The sequence below is a fragment of the Aeoliella straminimaris genome (assembly GCF_024054565.1).
In the GTDB taxonomy this organism is placed as follows: Bacteria; Planctomycetota; Planctomycetia; order Pirellulales; family Lacipirellulaceae; genus Aeoliella; species Aeoliella straminimaris.
In genome coordinates, this window is the sequence record NZ_JAMXLR010000043.1 from 77,273 (window position 1) to 92,500 (window position 15,228).

11 protein-coding genes and 1 tRNA gene (1 of these 12 running past the window's edge) are annotated in these 15,228 nt (G+C 62.8%); 6 read left to right on the forward strand and 6 right to left on the reverse strand.

Annotation, left to right across the window (positions count from 1 at the left end):
- Positions 1–149 precede the first annotated feature (149 nt).
- Positions 150–749 carry a glycine zipper domain-containing protein gene (locus tag NG895_RS13315; RefSeq protein ID WP_252852999.1) on the forward strand — a complete coding sequence of 200 codons (600 nt, stop codon included), beginning with the start codon at positions 150–152 and terminating at the stop codon, positions 747–749.
- A 266-nt stretch (positions 750–1,015) separates the two neighbouring features.
- Positions 1,016–1,429 (forward strand): hypothetical protein, encoded by a 414-nt coding sequence (locus tag NG895_RS13320; RefSeq protein ID WP_252853000.1) that lies wholly within the window; start codon positions 1,016–1,018, stop codon positions 1,427–1,429.
- Here the strand turns inward: NG895_RS13320 and NG895_RS13325 are convergent.
- The 3 genes from NG895_RS13325 to NG895_RS13335 are packed head-to-tail and all read right to left on the reverse strand — an operon-like array spanning position 1,426 to position 5,989.
- The gene (locus tag NG895_RS13325; protein ID WP_252853001.1) at positions 1,426–2,232 is read right to left on the reverse strand and encodes a fumarylacetoacetate hydrolase family protein; all 807 of its coding nucleotides are present in this window, start codon (positions 2,230–2,232) and stop codon (positions 1,426–1,428) included. The two genes, NG895_RS13320 and NG895_RS13325, sit on opposite strands and share 4 nt — an antisense overlap.
- A gap of 25 nt (positions 2,233–2,257) precedes the next feature.
- Positions 2,258–3,928, reverse strand: a complete 1,671-nt coding sequence (locus tag NG895_RS13330; protein ID WP_252853002.1) for a hydantoinase B/oxoprolinase family protein — start codon at positions 3,926–3,928, stop codon at positions 2,258–2,260.
- 39 nt (positions 3,929–3,967) lie between these two features.
- Positions 3,968–5,989, reverse strand: a complete 2,022-nt coding sequence (locus tag NG895_RS13335; RefSeq protein ID WP_252853003.1) for a hydantoinase/oxoprolinase family protein — start codon at positions 5,987–5,989, stop codon at positions 3,968–3,970.
- Positions 5,990–6,082: 93 nt separating this feature from the next.
- Here NG895_RS13335 and NG895_RS13340 point away from each other — a divergent pair, with 93 nt between their 5' ends.
- The gene (locus NG895_RS13340) at positions 6,083–7,240 is read left to right on the forward strand and encodes a M20/M25/M40 family metallo-hydrolase (RefSeq protein ID WP_252853004.1); all 1,158 of its coding nucleotides are present in this window, start codon (positions 6,083–6,085) and stop codon (positions 7,238–7,240) included.
- Positions 7,241–7,327: 87 nt separating this feature from the next.
- Here NG895_RS13340 and NG895_RS13345 read toward each other — a convergent pair.
- From NG895_RS13345 to NG895_RS13355, 3 genes are all read right to left on the reverse strand, one after another.
- Positions 7,328–7,411: transfer RNA gene (locus tag NG895_RS13345), tRNA-Leu, on the reverse strand.
- Positions 7,412–7,566: 155 nt separating this feature from the next.
- Positions 7,567–7,893 (reverse strand): rhodanese-like domain-containing protein, encoded by a 327-nt coding sequence (locus NG895_RS13350; RefSeq protein ID WP_252853005.1) that lies wholly within the window; start codon positions 7,891–7,893, stop codon positions 7,567–7,569.
- A 212-nt stretch (positions 7,894–8,105) separates the two neighbouring features.
- Positions 8,106–9,269, reverse strand: a complete 1,164-nt coding sequence (locus tag NG895_RS13355) for a DUF1559 domain-containing protein (RefSeq protein ID WP_261360933.1) — start codon at positions 9,267–9,269, stop codon at positions 8,106–8,108.
- A gap of 473 nt (positions 9,270–9,742) precedes the next feature.
- Between NG895_RS13355 and NG895_RS13365 the strand changes: the two genes are divergently transcribed.
- The 3 genes in view from NG895_RS13365 to NG895_RS13375 are tightly spaced (at most 51 nt apart) and all read left to right on the forward strand, a layout consistent with a single transcriptional unit that may run on beyond the window.
- Positions 9,743–13,078, forward strand: a complete 3,336-nt coding sequence (locus tag NG895_RS13365; RefSeq protein ID WP_252853006.1) for a PD-(D/E)XK nuclease family protein — start codon at positions 9,743–9,745, stop codon at positions 13,076–13,078.
- On the forward strand, positions 13,075–13,221 hold the full coding sequence (locus NG895_RS13370) for a hypothetical protein (RefSeq protein ID WP_252853007.1): 147 nt from the start codon (positions 13,075–13,077) through the stop codon (positions 13,219–13,221). The genes NG895_RS13365 and NG895_RS13370 overlap by 4 nt, the downstream gene beginning before the upstream one ends.
- A gap of 51 nt (positions 13,222–13,272) precedes the next feature.
- Positions 13,273–15,228 carry the 5' portion of a UvrD-helicase domain-containing protein gene (locus tag NG895_RS13375; RefSeq protein WP_252853008.1) on the forward strand. The gene runs 1,524 nt beyond the window's last position, so 1,956 of the gene's 3,480 nt are visible here — the first part of the coding sequence; its start codon is at positions 13,273–13,275; the stop codon falls past the right edge of the window.

A 15,228-nucleotide genomic window follows, 5' to 3' on the forward strand; every position in this document is an offset into this window, starting at 1 on the left:
TTCGCCGGACTCGTTTGGCGAAAAACGCCCCATGCAATCTTCATTCCGGCAAACCGTACGGACCGTGTCGAGCTTGACGGCCCCGCGGGCGTCTGCGATCCTCCGCGGCCCCTGCATCCTGAATGGATAGCACCTGCGTGAGGTTTCCGATGTCAACGTCCAGAATTCGAGTTATCGCCCATAGCTGCTTGCTGCTGGTCCTGGCAGCCGGGTGCCAAAGCCCGTACTACGCCGATCGGGGGGCCGCTGCTGGCGGCTTGCTGGGTGCGGGAACAGGCGCCCTAATTGGCAGTCAAACCGGAAACGCTGGCGGTGGAGCTATCATCGGTGCCGGCCTGGGAGCTCTGGCCGGCAACGTGTTTGGCGCCCAACTCGACGAAGTAGCGGCACAGAACCGTGCTGCTATTGCCCCCCAATTGGGACGTCAGGTAACGCCCGGCGCGGCGACTGTGCAGGAAGTGGTCGCCATGCACCAGGCAGGAGTCGACCCGCAATTGATGACCAACTATGTCACCTCATCGGGCGTGGCGCAGCCCATCTCGGTGGACGATGTGATCTACCTGCATCAGCAGGGCGTCCCGGCGCCAGTTATTCAAGCGATGCAAACTCCCACTGCGCCCACCACGATGGTTGCCGCCCCGCCTGGTCCAGTGATCGTGGAAGAAGTCTATCCCTATGGTCCGCCCGTGTACTGCGAGCCTCGGGTGTGCAGCCCTCGAGTCGGGTTTGGCATCTCGATTCGCAACTAGCGATTCTACTGGGCGCCGAGAGCCATTCGAATCCGGACTTGGCAGACCTTTCCGCATCAGCGCGTTTCCCATCCGCAAATGCTCAATCGGCGCCACCGGCACAATCCTCTCAAGCCGATCCCGTGGGTTTATCGGCCAGGAGAAATCCAGCTGCGAACTCATGGTTTAGCGGGTACGGGTAACCTAAGTTTACCTCAAGGGCGGACAATTTTTTCGGCCCAGGCAGTTCCCACGAATCACAGCAGTTCAGCACAAGAAGCTACATCATGCAGTTCGGAATGTACCTGTACCACAACGGTGTTATCACCGCTGAGCAGCTAGTTGCCGCCATGGCATTGCAGGACGAGTGTCGCGTGCCCCTGGGGGTATTGGCCATGGAATCGGGCAAGCTGGCCGTACGCGACGTGCTGAGCATTCTGCGGGTACAAAGCGATCTGCCGAACGACCGTTTCGGCGACATTGCCATCGACCTGGGCCTACTGAACAAGCGGGACCTGGCCGAGTTGCTGATGCTGCAGTCGGATCGACGGCTACCTTTGGGAGAGTGCCTGGTTGAACTAGGACACATGACCGAGGAGCAAGCCGCGGAACAACTCAGTGCCTATCGCCGCGATCGCGAGCGGGGCGGCGCCTCGAGGGTGCAGCACGTGCCCCGCTGTGCGGTAACACCGGCCACCTAGAGCGATTCTTCCACCACCGGGTTGGTGAGCTCTCCAATTCCCTCGATCTCGACGGTCACCGTATCGCCGGGCTGCAAGAAGACCGGCGGCTGACGTGCGAACCCCACGCCGTGCGGCGTGCCTGTGAAGATCAGCGTTCCCGGAAGCAGTCGCGTGCTGGAACTGAGGAACTCAATCAGCGTGGGAACGTCGAAGATCATGTCGTCGGTGTTCCAGTCCTGCATCACCTCGTCGTTCAGCACGGTGCGTATAGACAGGCTGTTGGGATTCGGAATTTCGTCGGCGGTCACCAGCACGGGGCCCAATGGTGCAAAAGTGTCGAACGTTTTGCCTCGCACCCATTGGCCTCCGCCGCCGTTGCGCTGCCAATCGCGAGCGCTGACGTCGTTGCCGCAGGTGTAGCCGAGCACGTAGTCGAGTGCGGAGTCGCGCGAGACGTTCTTACACTCCCGGCCGATTACCACCACGAGTTCGCACTCGTAATCCACGCGGTCGCTCCGCAATTTGCGAGGCAGCAGAATGGGATCGCCCGGGTTCTGTGCCGCGGCGGTCGACTTCATGAACACCACGGGGTTCTCAGGGATGCCCTTACCGCCTTCCTCAGCGTGCTTGGCGTAGTTGAGCCCAATGCAAAAGATATCGCGCGGCACGAGTGGCGCCAGTCGCTTCGCTACGTCCGCTGCCTCGCCCGTATCGCTAAGCTCGCCAAACAGCTCGCCTGCTAAACGCGTGACACTGCCGTCTGGATGCTCAGCGCCAAGCTGAACGCTGCCCGTGGTGTCGCTGTAGCGGAGGATTCTCATGGTGTACTGCTCCTCAAATGAGAGTCTACTGGTCTAGTCCATACACGCTGGCTGCTCGCTGGGGCGAGATCAAACCCTCGGCCACTTCGGCCGCCAGCAATTCTCGGTCACGCTGGTGAGGATCGCCCCAACCGCCACCGCCGGGCGTTTCGATGCGAAGTCGTTCCCCTCGCACAAGGGTGGTCACCACCTTGGTGGGCAGCAACTCGCGCGTGCCATCCAGTCGGATGACGTAACACATCGCCCCGGCAGCGTGGTGTTCGTTCTCCAAGCCCCAAGGTGTGAACCGCCGCCGATCGGCGCCAATCGACACGGTGAGCCGGTCGGCGTGAGAGCGAATCTCGCGCACCAGCGCGCAGCCGCCGCGAAACCGCCCTGCCCCTTCGGTATCGGGCAGCAGCGCGTACTCGGTGACTTCCAATGGGTAGGCTTGCTCGATCACCTCGATCGGCGTGTTCAGTGTGTTGGTCAAGTGCGTATGCACAGCGTCGCCACCATCGGCATCGTGCAGCGCACCTTGCCCGCCGGCCAAGGTTTCGACGTAGTTGAAATACTCGCCGGTGCGAGGGTCGATGCCCCCCAGGTTTACGAGGTTCATCTCGCCACTGCAGGCGGCGCACACCCGCTCAGGAGCCACTTGGTAAAACGCGCCGAACAAGGCGTCGACCACCCGTTGGTCGGTCAAGATGTTGGCGTTGCCCACCGCCGCGGGAAATCGTGCTTGCAGCACCGACCCCTCCAACACCTTCACCTTCAGCGCGCGATAGGCCCCAGCCGAGGTAGGCAGATCGGGATCAATCACGGCTTTGGCGGCGTAATACAAGCACGAGGCAGCCGCCGAAGCCCGGCAGTTCAGCGGGCCGCGGACCTGCGGGCTCGAACGCGAGAAGTCGGCCAGCAACTCTTCGCCTGCGATCGTCAGGTCGACCGCTATGCGAACGGGCTCGTCGCTGAAACCATCGTCGTCCAGGAAATCGTCGAACGAGTACACGCCATCCGCCAGGCGACCAATGCCATCCCGCATCACCCGTTCGGCGTGATCGAGCACGTGCTGGGCGTATTCCAGGGCCAATTCTGTCGAACTGATCGCGCAGAGCTCTGCCACCCGACGTTCGGCCGTACGACCTGCCGCGTACTGGGCCAACAAGTCGCCGCGGACCTCGTGGCGGGTGCGGGCGTTCTGTTCGATCAGCCGCAGGATCACTTCGTCCACCTGGCCGAGGCGGAACACCGGCGTCGGCGGAATCTGTAATCCCTCCTGGTAAATCTCTTCCACGCCCAAAGGCATGCTACCCGGAGCGTATCCACCAAGGTCGATGTGATGGGCCGTGGTCGCCGCCACCGCTATGGGGCGGCCATCGACGTAGACGGGCGACACCATCGACACGTCGGGCAGGTGCCCTGGTCCTTCGGGGTACGGCAGGTTGGTGATCACCGCGTCGCCCGGTTCGAGTGTCTCAAGCGGATACTCGGCCAGCACCGCGCGAATCACCGCCGGCAGGATTCCCAGGTGCAGCGGCGTGCCCACTTCGGCCTGGGCAACGATCTCGCCGGAGGGCAAGGCCACGGCCGCCGAACAGTCGCGGCGATCCTTGATGTTGGGCGAATAGGCCGTCCGCACCATGGCCGCGCACGCCTCCTCGGCAATGCTTCGCCAGCGGTGACGCATCACTTCGAGCAGTACGGGATCAAACATGACGGGGTGGGCGTTGGAGGTTGTGAGTGGAAAGTTGCCCTACGATGGCGCGGGAGCGGTCAGCACGAGTTCGCCGGTCGCCAGCGTCTGGCCCGACCAACCGGGAGGTGTTACGGTCGTGGTATCGTCTTGCTCTATGACAGCGGGACCTTCGATCACCGAACCAGCGCCGAGGTCTTCGCGACGATAGATTCCCGTGTCGATATGATTGCCAGCGAAATAAACCGGGCGACGATGCACTGACTTTGGCACCGCAACCGAGGCCGCAAGACCAGCCTGCTCGGCGTGAGTGGTGGGTACGGTCACACTCACCCATAGACTGGCCAACTGAACCGCATGTTCGCCGCGGGCGAAACCATACAGTTGCTCGTGCGCACTCGAGAAGCTTTGGGCCAATTTCGCTGCGTCGGCCTTGAGATCGAACGCTACGGCAATCTCCTCCGTCTGCCCCAGATAGCGCAGCCCAAGCGACCACGTCGCCTGGGCCTGGTCGTCGGCAGCAAGGCTTTGGGCCGCATCCTGCTCCATGCCGCGGACCTGTTCGGCGACATCCGCGAGGTCGGCGTCGGCCAACAACTCGATCCGCGACTGCATGCGATCCTCACGCAAGTCGCACGACAGCAAGCCTTCGGCCGAGAACACGCCAGGCGTGCGGGGCACGACCACCGTGCGAACTCCCAACTCGCAGGCGAGTTCCGCCGCGTGCAGCGGACCGGCGCCGCCGTAGGCGCAGATGGCGTAATCGCGGGGATCGATGCCTCGCTGCACGGTGATCTGGCGGATGGCGGCCGTCATCGAGGCATTCACCACCCGCAGCACCCCGGCGGCTGCCTCCTCGACCGATAGCCCGAGCGGCTTCGCCAGGTGGGTCTCGAACGCCTTCCGCGCCGCTGCCAGGTCGAGTTGCATCCCCCCCGCCAGACGCGAGTCGCTCGTCAGTCGGCCCAGCACCAGGTTGGCGTCGGTCACGGTGGGCAGATCGCCTCCCCGGCCATAGCAAGCTGGACCAGGCACAGCGCCGGCCGACTGGGGGCCAACGCGGAGCGATCCACCGGTGTCCACCCAGGCGATGCTGCCGCCGCCGGCGCCGATGGTCGACAGATCCAACATCGGTGTTCGTAGCGGATGGCCGGCGATCTCGGTATCGCGGGCGTGGCTCTCCTGTCCGGCTGTTACAACAGCCACATCGAAACTGGTGCCACCCATGTCGGCGGCAATCAAATTCTGGTGGGGCGTCCGATGGGCCAGATCGACGCAAGCCATCACTCCGCCCGCCGGGCCGGACAGTACCGTCTCCACGCACTTCTCGGCTACGGCGGCGGCCGGTCCTACGCCGCCGCTCGATTTCATCACCATCACGTCGGCCCGTACGCCCTCGGACTCCAAACGCTGGGTGAGCCGTGTCAGGTACTCGTGCATCACCGGCTGCACAAAGGCGTTGACGGCCGTCGTGCTGAGCCGTTCGTACTCGCCCGGCACGGCAGCCATGGTATGCGACATCGTGACTCCCACACTGGGTAACCGCTCGGCGATTCGCCGGGCGGTGGCCAACTCGTGCGCGGGATTCACATGGCTGAACAGCAGCCCCACGGCCACCGACTCGACTCCCAGCGACTCGAGTTGGTCGATCACCCGTTCGAGCTCTTCAAGATCGAGTGGCGCACGGATCTTCCCCTCGGCATCCACTCGCTCGGATACCTCCAGGCGGAGGTGCCGGGGAATCAGCGGCGGAGTGCGGCGGGCGCGAAGATCGTACAGCGCGGGGCGGTTCTGCCGGGCGATGGCCAACAGGTCGCGAAAGCCGGCGGTCGTGACCAAGGCAGTTCGTGCCCCGCGGCGTTCCAGCAGAGCATTGGTGGCCACCGTGGTGCCATGCACCAGCCGGGCCACATCCGACTTGCCGAGCTGCTGCAGCGCCCGCACCACACCGCTGGCGATAGCCTCCGACGGGTCCTCGCGGGTGCTGGGCACCTTCAGTCGAACCGACTTGCCGTTGGCGCAATCGTCGGCCACCACGTCCGTAAACGTGCCTCCCGTGTCGACGCCAATGCGAATGGTCATAGCTGTTGCGGTTCTCGCTGCCGTTGCGCTTTTCCCCACAACACGATACAATGCAACGCTCTGGTCCTCCATCCGCCTCCCGCCCTATCCCCTATGATCGCCACCCCGCAATCTTGCCAGGAACTGCTCGCCCACATGGTCGGTTTCGATACCGTCGTGGCCTATCATTCGGGAGTCGCTGAGGCCGAACGCAAGCTGTCGGACTACTTGGCTGGGCTGGCCACGGCCTGGGGATTTACGGTTCGCGAGCTTCCCATCGAGGGCGCCTGCGGCAATCTACTGATCGAGCATTGCATCGATCCGACGTTGCCGTGGTTGATGTTCGACTCGCATATGGACACCGTGGGCGTCGAGGGAATGACCATCGACCCCTTCGGTGGCGAAATACGTGACGGCCGACTGTACGGCCGCGGGGCTTGCGACACCAAGGGCACCGGAGCGGCCATGCTGTGGGCATTGCGCGAATACGCCGCCGGCAGCCAGAAACCTCGTAACATTGCCGTCCTGTTCTCGGTGGGCGAGGAACACGTGCAAACTGGCGCCCGGGCATTTGTCGAGCAGCACCTAGCACTGCTCGACTGGACCCCAGCCGGCGTGGTGGCGGGCGAGCCGACCCAAATGCAAGTGTTGGGCGCCACTGGCGGCTTCGTCCGCTGGAAGATGACCACGCTGGGGCAGGCGTGCCACTCCAGCAAGCCCGACCGAGGACACAACGCCATCTACGATATGGCCCGCCTGGTTACGGCGCTCGAAGACGATTACATCGGCAAGATCCGGGCCACCCATCCACTGGTCGGCAATGCCTCGGCGGCCATTACCGTGATCAACGGGGGCAAGCAGGTAAACGTGGTGCCCGCCGAAGCGACCATCACGTTCGATCGACGGCTGGTGCCAGGCGAGGACGGCCAACGGGAACTCAACGCCGTGCAGGCACTGGCCGCCCAGGTTGCCGCCAGCCGTCCGGGCATGCAGGTAACGCATCACCAATTCGAATCCGCCCCGCCGATGGGCACCGTGGATGGCGGCCAATTCGCCAACCAAGCCGTCACGGCTCTGGAGGGCGTCGGCATCAGCAGCGAGGTGGCGGGCGAGCCATTTACCACCAACGGCAATCACTTCGCGGCCGCGGGCATACCAACCATCGTCGTTGGTCCCGGCGACATCGCCCAGGCGCATACGCCCGACGAGTGGGTGTCTCTGGAAGAGCTGGACCGCGGCATTGCAGGCTACGCGGCGATCATGAAGAGCTGAAAAAGCGGGGCGGGGATCGAGGGGCTAGGGAAAAGGGGAGCGAAGTCTCTCGTCTCTAGCCCCTCGATCCCCGCCCCGCTCTTTGAGTACCGCCGAGAGGAGTCGAACCTCCACCCTCTTGCGAGGACATGGACCTGAACCATGCGCGTCTGCCAATTCCGCCACGGCGGTGTACTCTGAAGTCTTAACACCTTGCCAAATCATCGGCCGATTGACAAGGGGACCTGCAAGGTAGTTCCTTACCATGCAGTGAGCCGTACGACGGGCCTCGGGTAATCTCTACCATAACCGCCGCTGGCGCGGATGGCTCACCATGGGCCGAACGCTCAATATCTGGCCAACTGAGGGTCGATTTCCAGCGACCACCGGTCGATGCCCCCGGCCATGCTCTGGGTCTGGTCAAATCCTTGCCCCCGGAGCCAGTTTGCTACTTGTGCGCTACGCGCCCCATGGTGGCAGTAGACCACGATGTGCTGCTGCTCGCGGCCGGCCAGTTCGCCAATCCGAGAGGCAATCTCGCTCATCGGCAGCAGCGCGGCCCCGTCGATGCGTACCAGGTCCCACTCGTGCTGTTCACGACAGTCCAACAGAAGAGGAAGTTCACCCGCGTCCAGCATCCGCTTGGTATCGGCTACAGAGATTTCGAGATTCATGTTCAGCGGAAGACATGGGGTTCGTGGAGAAATGACGTGCAATCGGGCGGCTCGTAACCCGAGCCGTTTCCCCAAGTGTACTTGGACGAAGTCCTCCCGACAGGGTCGTCTTGCCCGCCGAAAGGGCTCTGGCTGCCGAATGCACAAAAAAACCGCCGCAGCACTCGTTCGAGCACTACGGCGGTGTGTACTTCAGCAATGTGCGAATAGGATCAGTTGTTGGTGATCACTTCGCGGCCGGCACGGGTCACCAGGTGCAAGTATGCACTGGGATCGATGCCTTCCTGCACGCCTTCGGCGTGACCATCCAGGTAGCCACAAATCACGACACCCGAGTGATTCGAGCTGGGGCCCCAGCTACGCTGGGCAGTGACACCGCCGTGAGGCCAAGTCTTCAACCAAAAAAGATCGCCATTGGTGGGATTTTCCTGCGACTTGTCGGTACCCTTGTTGAGTCCAATGGGGGTACCTGGGGCAACATACCACTTGTTGATGTTCGCACCTGCAGTGGTCTGCCTGGTGGGAACAACACCTTCCGGCCAATTGGCTACCACGTAGCTGGCCACACCGCTGTACCACGAGGTATTATTCTGCTCGCGCGATTCACAGATCACCACCGTATTCGAGGTGCCATCGGACACCGAGGCGAAGTTTAGACCCTTCTTTGTGATCTTCGCCGAATTACCGCTTCCAATCTGGCCTGGAAATACCAAAGTGCCATTACCACAGTACGACTTATTGTTGCAGTCGGTCGAGGAAGTAGTACCTGGGGCACTCGTCTGCAGATGCACTGCACCAGAAGTTGGCTTCACAGCGTAGTGCGTCGCTGCCATGGCGACATAGTTGCCAACAGCCGTATCGTCACCGAGCAACTCCGAAGTCTCTTCGCCTGGGTAGCTGGGGCAGATGGCCGTATCGAGCTGAATCTGTTGGAAGTTGTAGTTGGGGTAAGCGGCTTTGGTGCCAGAGAAAGCCGCAGCCTGCAGCTTGTTGGTCTGCTGGCCCAACTGGTTGTAGATGGTGGTGCCTTCCATAAACGGCAAGCACTGGACCAGCCAGCTATAACCATCGCCATACTGGCTGTCGGTGTTCGGCGGAGTTGCCTGCCCGTTGCCAGACTGGCCAGCCGTCGCCGAGGCCGTGTGAATCGGCGCGGTCGACGCCATCGGCAGGTATTGCTTGGTGTCGTGGTGGTTTTGCAGCGCCAGCAGCAGTTGCTTGTTGTTGTTCAAGCACGAGTTTCGGCGGGCAGCTTCACGGGCGGCCTGCACAGCGGGTAGCAACAAGGCTACCAAAATGCCGATGATGGCAATCACCACCAGCAGTTCGACGAGCGTGAAACCACGCCCGCGTCGCACATCGAGTTGCGACTTCATAGTGAACCTCCTCAACTGAAAATAAAAAAAATAAAAATGAGAGATATAAGATCCAGCGCCATCCGGACACTGGGTCCCTCACATTGATTCGCACCACGAGGGTGCGTTGATTCCGCCTGAATAGTGCTCGCTAGCCGGTTCCGGTGACGCAGCGAGATCTCGATTCGGAAAAGAGGACGCCATTCGGAATCGAAACTGCTCTAATATAAGGACTTAAAGGCCATGCTGTCAATTAGTTGGATGCGCAAACCATTGGCAGTTTTCAGCCATTCCGGACGGCTGTCAGGTGGCCCAACGCCATGGTACCCGGGGGCCGCCATTGGGGGGTATTGAGCAAAGCTGTCGGCCACCACGGACGAATCGCACATCGCCGCTGGTGGCGTAGCGCATTGACTCGTAACACCTTACGGCGAAAATGGCGGCACCCGAACGCTTGGTTCCCCGCCCCGAGTCGACTGCTTCGAGGCCCCTCGTTGACCGCATCCCAGCTTTCCTCATCCACAATCACTGCCTTGGTTGGCCCGGCCAACTCGGGCAAGACGGCTCGGCTCGCACAGCGGTTTGCCGAATTCCTTCAGGAGTCCCGTCGTGACGGGGGGGTTCCTCGTGCCCTGTGGCTGTCGCCTCACCGTTTAGCCGCCGAGTCGGTGCGTCGCCGACTAGTGGCTTGTGGCATCGATGCGGCCCTGGAGCCAGGCGTCCGCACGATGGGTCGCTTTGCCGAGTCGATCGTATCGCTCGACATCGAATGCCCGGCTGTTTTGCCCGGCACAGCCACCCGCTGGATGCTGGAGAAGGCCCTGTCCCAGTTGGCGTCGTCGGGCGAGTTGACTGTCATGGCCCAAGTGGCCGAGAGGCCAGGCCTGGCGGACGCCATCGAGCAGATGATCGGAGAACTCAAGGTCCGCGGCATCACCGCCCAGCGATTCGCGAATTGGACCCGACGGCGCCAATTGCGCGACCGGGAGTTGTCGACCGTCTACTCGCGATATCAGTCGCTGCTCGACCAGAGCAACTCGGCCGATCGGTTCGACCTCACCCGCCTGGCGGTCGAGAGCCTACAACGTACCAAAGGCCTGCACCGCTGGAACCTGATAGTGGTCGACGGCTTCGCAAGCCTGGCCTACTACGAACGGCAACTGGTTCTGGAGGTCGCCCGCCGTGCCGACGAAACCTGGATCGCCCTGTCGACGGCCGACTCTCAGGGTAGAACCGAACTCACCACCACCGCCGTTCGAACGCTCGAATGGCTCGAGGCCGAGTGGCCGCAACTCGAAACGATCGAAATCGAGCCCCAACAGCCATCGCGAACGGCCAGCCTTGCCCATCTTTCCGAAAACATCTTCCGCATGGCCGCGGCGGATGACACGACCGAATTTGCCTCGGACGGCGTGGAGGTGGTCGCGGCGGCCGACCTGTACGACGAGGTCGTCTCCATCGCCCGGCGGGTGAAATCGCTGCTGGTCACCGGCATTGCCGCGGCCGATGTGGTGGTGGCCACTGCATCGCTCGACGCCCATCGTCATCGCATCGAGGAAGTGTTCACCACGTTCGGCATCCCGGTGTCGATCGCCCGGCCCAAATTGGTGGGCGACGAACCGGCCATGCGGACGCTGCTGGGGCTGTTGGAACTGGTGCAGGAAGACTGGCCGTTCCGCAGGGTGGTCGCCACGCTCGCTTCGCGGGGGCTCAAGGCACTCGAAGGCCAGCCAACCGACCAGCGGTGGCGCACCGCCCGCGCGGCGGCCGAGTGGCTGGTTCGCGAACTGCAAATCGCCGAAGGCCAGACACCGCTGCTCCGCGATGTCGAGCGGCTGGCAGCCGCGGCAGAAGAGCAACCATTCGACCGCAACAACGCCGCATTGCTGGCGGCCCCGTGCCTCGCGCTGCTATCGGAAGCGACTGGGAGTCTCCCCCGGCTCTCGTCTCCGCTGGGCTGGGTGGCCGCGTCGCAGTCGCTGGCCGAGCAGTTAGGCCTGGACCTGGAGCCAAGGGACTCTGCCGCCTGGAAGCAGGTGCGAGAGGCCGCGGCGTGGATCGAACGCGCGAGCCAACTCACTGGCGGCAACCGGGTGACTTGGTCGCTGGATGAGTGGATCGCCCAACTGCGTCAGTGGATGGCCACGGTGCCCAGCACCACCGCCGTGCGGGACGAAGGGTGCGTGCGTGTGATGGGCGCCGCGGCTCTAAGACACCTGGAAGTGCCACACCTGTTTGTCATGGGGCTAGACGAGGGTTCGTTCTCAACGGCCTCCGGTTCCGGCGGACTGTACAGCGAGCAGGAGTACGAAACGCTGGCCGCGGCCGATTCGCGAGGCGACGCCATCGAGGCCATTCCCAAGTACGAACGCACGATGCAGTTATTCTACGACGTGGTGCGGGCCGCCCGCCGGTCGCTGGTGTTCAGCTTTGCGGCCCTCGATGGATCAGGCCAGTCAGCGCCACCGAGTCCCATGCTCACCGAGGCCTGCCGCCCGTTCGGGCCGTCGATGCTGGCCAAGTTGGAGGCCACTCCGACCATCTCGGCCATTCCGCCTGAGGATCAGCTCCCAACATCGATGCGGGACTGGCGACTGCTGGGCGTCCATCAGGCGGCCCACAAGAATCCGGCCCTCTTGGGAGGCTTTCTCCGCAGTCCGTTGGCCGAACCGGCTGGGGCGGCACTCGCCGCGGCCCTCGTCACGGCTCACCATCGGGCGCGGGGCGACTCGTTTGGGGTCATGGAGGGCGTACTGGCCGGTACGGCCGTCCGCCGGTGGTTTGCCAAACGTTTTGACGACGATCACCAGTGGAGCACCAGCCAACTAGAGAACTACGCCATGTGTCCATACAAGTTCTTGCTGGGCAACGTGTTGAAAATTGCACCACTGGGCGACGCGGCACTCGAGATCGACTACGGCCGCCGTGGCAGCTTGCTGCATCGCGTGTTTGGCGAGCTGCATCAGCGTCTCGATGAGCTAGCCCACGATCGGCTGCCCTCGCAGCATGACGAACTGGAGTTTGCCTCGGTGCTGGAGGAAGCCATCGACGCGGCCAAGCAGGAACTCGCCAGCTACGGCATCGAAGGCGTGCTCGACGAACTGCTGGCTGCCGAAGTGGCCAAATGGTCCAAGAAATATCACGATCAGCATCGCAAGTACGACAATACCACGGTCCAGCTCGACGCACCTTTTCGGCCGGCCCACTTCGAGCTTCGATTCGGCAAAGCCAGCCGCCATGCGGATGACGACGAATCGCCGGACTCCACCGACAAGCCCTATCTGTTGGAACTGGGCGACGGCACCGCCATTAAGCTCGGCGGTCGGATCGACCGCGTTGATACGGGCGAATTGGGAGACCACCTGGTATTTCAGGTGATCGACTACAAATCGGCCTACAAGTTCACCATGCACGACGAAGAGGTCCGCGACGGCCGCAAGTTGCAGCCTCCGCTCTACGCCCTGGCCGCAGCCGAGATTTTGAGCACTGCCGAGCGCCCCGCGTTGCCGCTGCGGGTGGGCTACTGGGTGTTGCGTGCGGCCGGGTTTACGGACAAAACCACCCGCGAGCTGTACCACATTGCGGCCGGCGAGGTTCAGCCCACCGCTGAGTGGCAGGACCTGGAACCGGTGCTGCGGGCTCGAGTGCGGGACATCGTCGAAGGGGTCCGCCGCGGCGAATTCCCCATGTATAGCCCCGATGAAGACTGCACGAGCCACTGCGACTTCAGCCACGTGTGCCGGGTGCATCAGACGCGAAGCTTGAACAAGGTGTGGCCGCCGCCGGAGGAGGAAAATGACTCGGCTCCCAGCGAAGGAGCAGCGAAATGAAGTTTCCTTTGTACCGCCGTCGCATTCCACTGGTCGACATACGTAGCTACCAACGCCAGAAGGTGGAGGCCAGCCGGCCCGGTCCTCAAAAACACCAAGAGGCGAGCAACTTAATCACTCAAACCACGCTCTGGCGAGCGTAACCACCCATCCTTCGCTATCGCCGCCAGATGGTGCAAGCCATACATCTCGCCATGCCTGCCGAAATCCAATACACCGAACAGCAAGCCAGAGCAATTGAAGCTCATGAGGTATCGCTGTCGCTCGACGCGGGGGCCGGGTGCGGTAAGACCTTTGTGCTGACCGAGCGGTATCTCAAGGAGCTGGAGCGACACAATCACCATGAGCCTGCCACTCGCCTCAACGAGTTGGTAGCCATCACGTTTACCGATGCCGCGGCCCGGGAGCTTCGTACCCGCATCCGCCGCCTGGTGTACGATCGCATCGCCCAAACCGCGGGCGACGAGCGGGGGCGGTGGCTGGAACTGCAGCGGGCGATTGACGGTTGCCGCATCAGCACCATCCACTCGCTGTGCGGTAACTTGTTGCGCCAGCACGCTTTCGACGTAGGACTCGATCCGCTGTTTGCCACGCTCGATGGCCCGGCAGCGGCCGTGCTGGAGGCCGAGTCCATCGAAGACACGCTGCGCAAGCTGCTGACCGATCGCGATGCCGACGCCATGGCCATTGGCCGAGCTTGGAACGTGGATGGGGCGAAAGACCGCGTCCGCCGCATGGCCTCCTATTACCGCAAACCGGGCTTTCGTGAATGGCTCGAGCGTTCGCCCGAAGAACTGCTGGCGGCCTGGGGAGCGTACTACTCTGAAGAGCTGTGGACACCGCACCTGAGCGAACTGCGCCCCATGGCTGAAGCCCTGCTGGACCTGCTGGCCACCATTTCCCCCGAAACGGCCGAGCATTCCGCCACACTGGACACCATCTTCACGGGCCTGAACGGAGTGGTCGATGGCAGCGTCGATCCGCCACAGCTAATCGCAGCGCGCAAGGGCCTGGTTGCCAATCGCAAGCCGTTCAGCAAGTCCTGCTGGAATTCGGAATCTGACTTCGAACAGTTCAAGCACTGGGCAGTCACGTTTCGCCAGCGCGTCGATGGCTTCCCCACGCTCGACCTCAAGAGCCCCGCCGCCCACGAAGCTGCCGAGCTTGGCCTGGCCCTGGCGCGAGTCGCGGCCAAAGCGGCCCGTGCGTACGAAGAGGTAAAGCGTGAACACGGCGCCGTCGACTTCGAAGACCTGCTGGCACTAACCCACCGTTTGCTCACCGACCCCAAGCATCGCGAAGTGCAGCGCCAATTACAGGCCGGTATTTCGGTGCTGTTCGTCGACGAATTTCAAGACACCGACCGCATCCAGGTCGACATGGTCCGTTCGCTGGTGGGCGACATCGCCGGCATGGGCAAACTGTTTTTCGTCGGCGACGACAAGCAGTCCATTTACCGTTTCCGGGGCGCCGAACCCCGCGTATTCCGCGACCTGCAGGGCGAGATCGACCAAGCCTGGAGGCTGCCGCTGTCGCAGAATTTTCGCAGCCAGCCGGCGATTCTGAATTTCGTCAACACGTTATTCGGCCAGGTGTTCGAGCCGTATCAGGCGCTTGAGCCCAGTCGCCCACAAACAACGGCCGAACCAGCTATCGAGCTGTTATGGACCGACTTCCCGAGACCCGAATCCGGAAGCCAGGCGGGCCACGCGGCCCACTCCCGCAAGGCCGAAGCCCGCGCCGTGGCCGCGCGACTGCGTACGCTAGTCGATACGCAGGCACCAATCGTCGGCGACAAAACTGCCGCCGATGGTCGTCGCGCAGCGGAGTATGGCGACATCGCTATCTTGTTTCGCTCGCTTAGCGACATCGCCGCTTACGAGGAGGCCCTACGGGCCGAGGACATCCCCTACTACCTGGTCGGCGGTCACGCGTTTTACACCCAGCAGGAGATTTACGATGTCCTCCACCTGCTGCGAGTGGTGCTGAGCGAATGCGACGAATTGAGCCTGGCCGGAGTGCTTCGCAGCCCGTTTTTCGCCGTGGCCGACGAATCGCTGTTCTGGCTCATCCAAAAGGGCGGAAGCCTCGAGCGAGGTCTGTTCGGCGGTCTGCTGCCCTCAGAAATCGAAGGCGACGAACGAGACAAG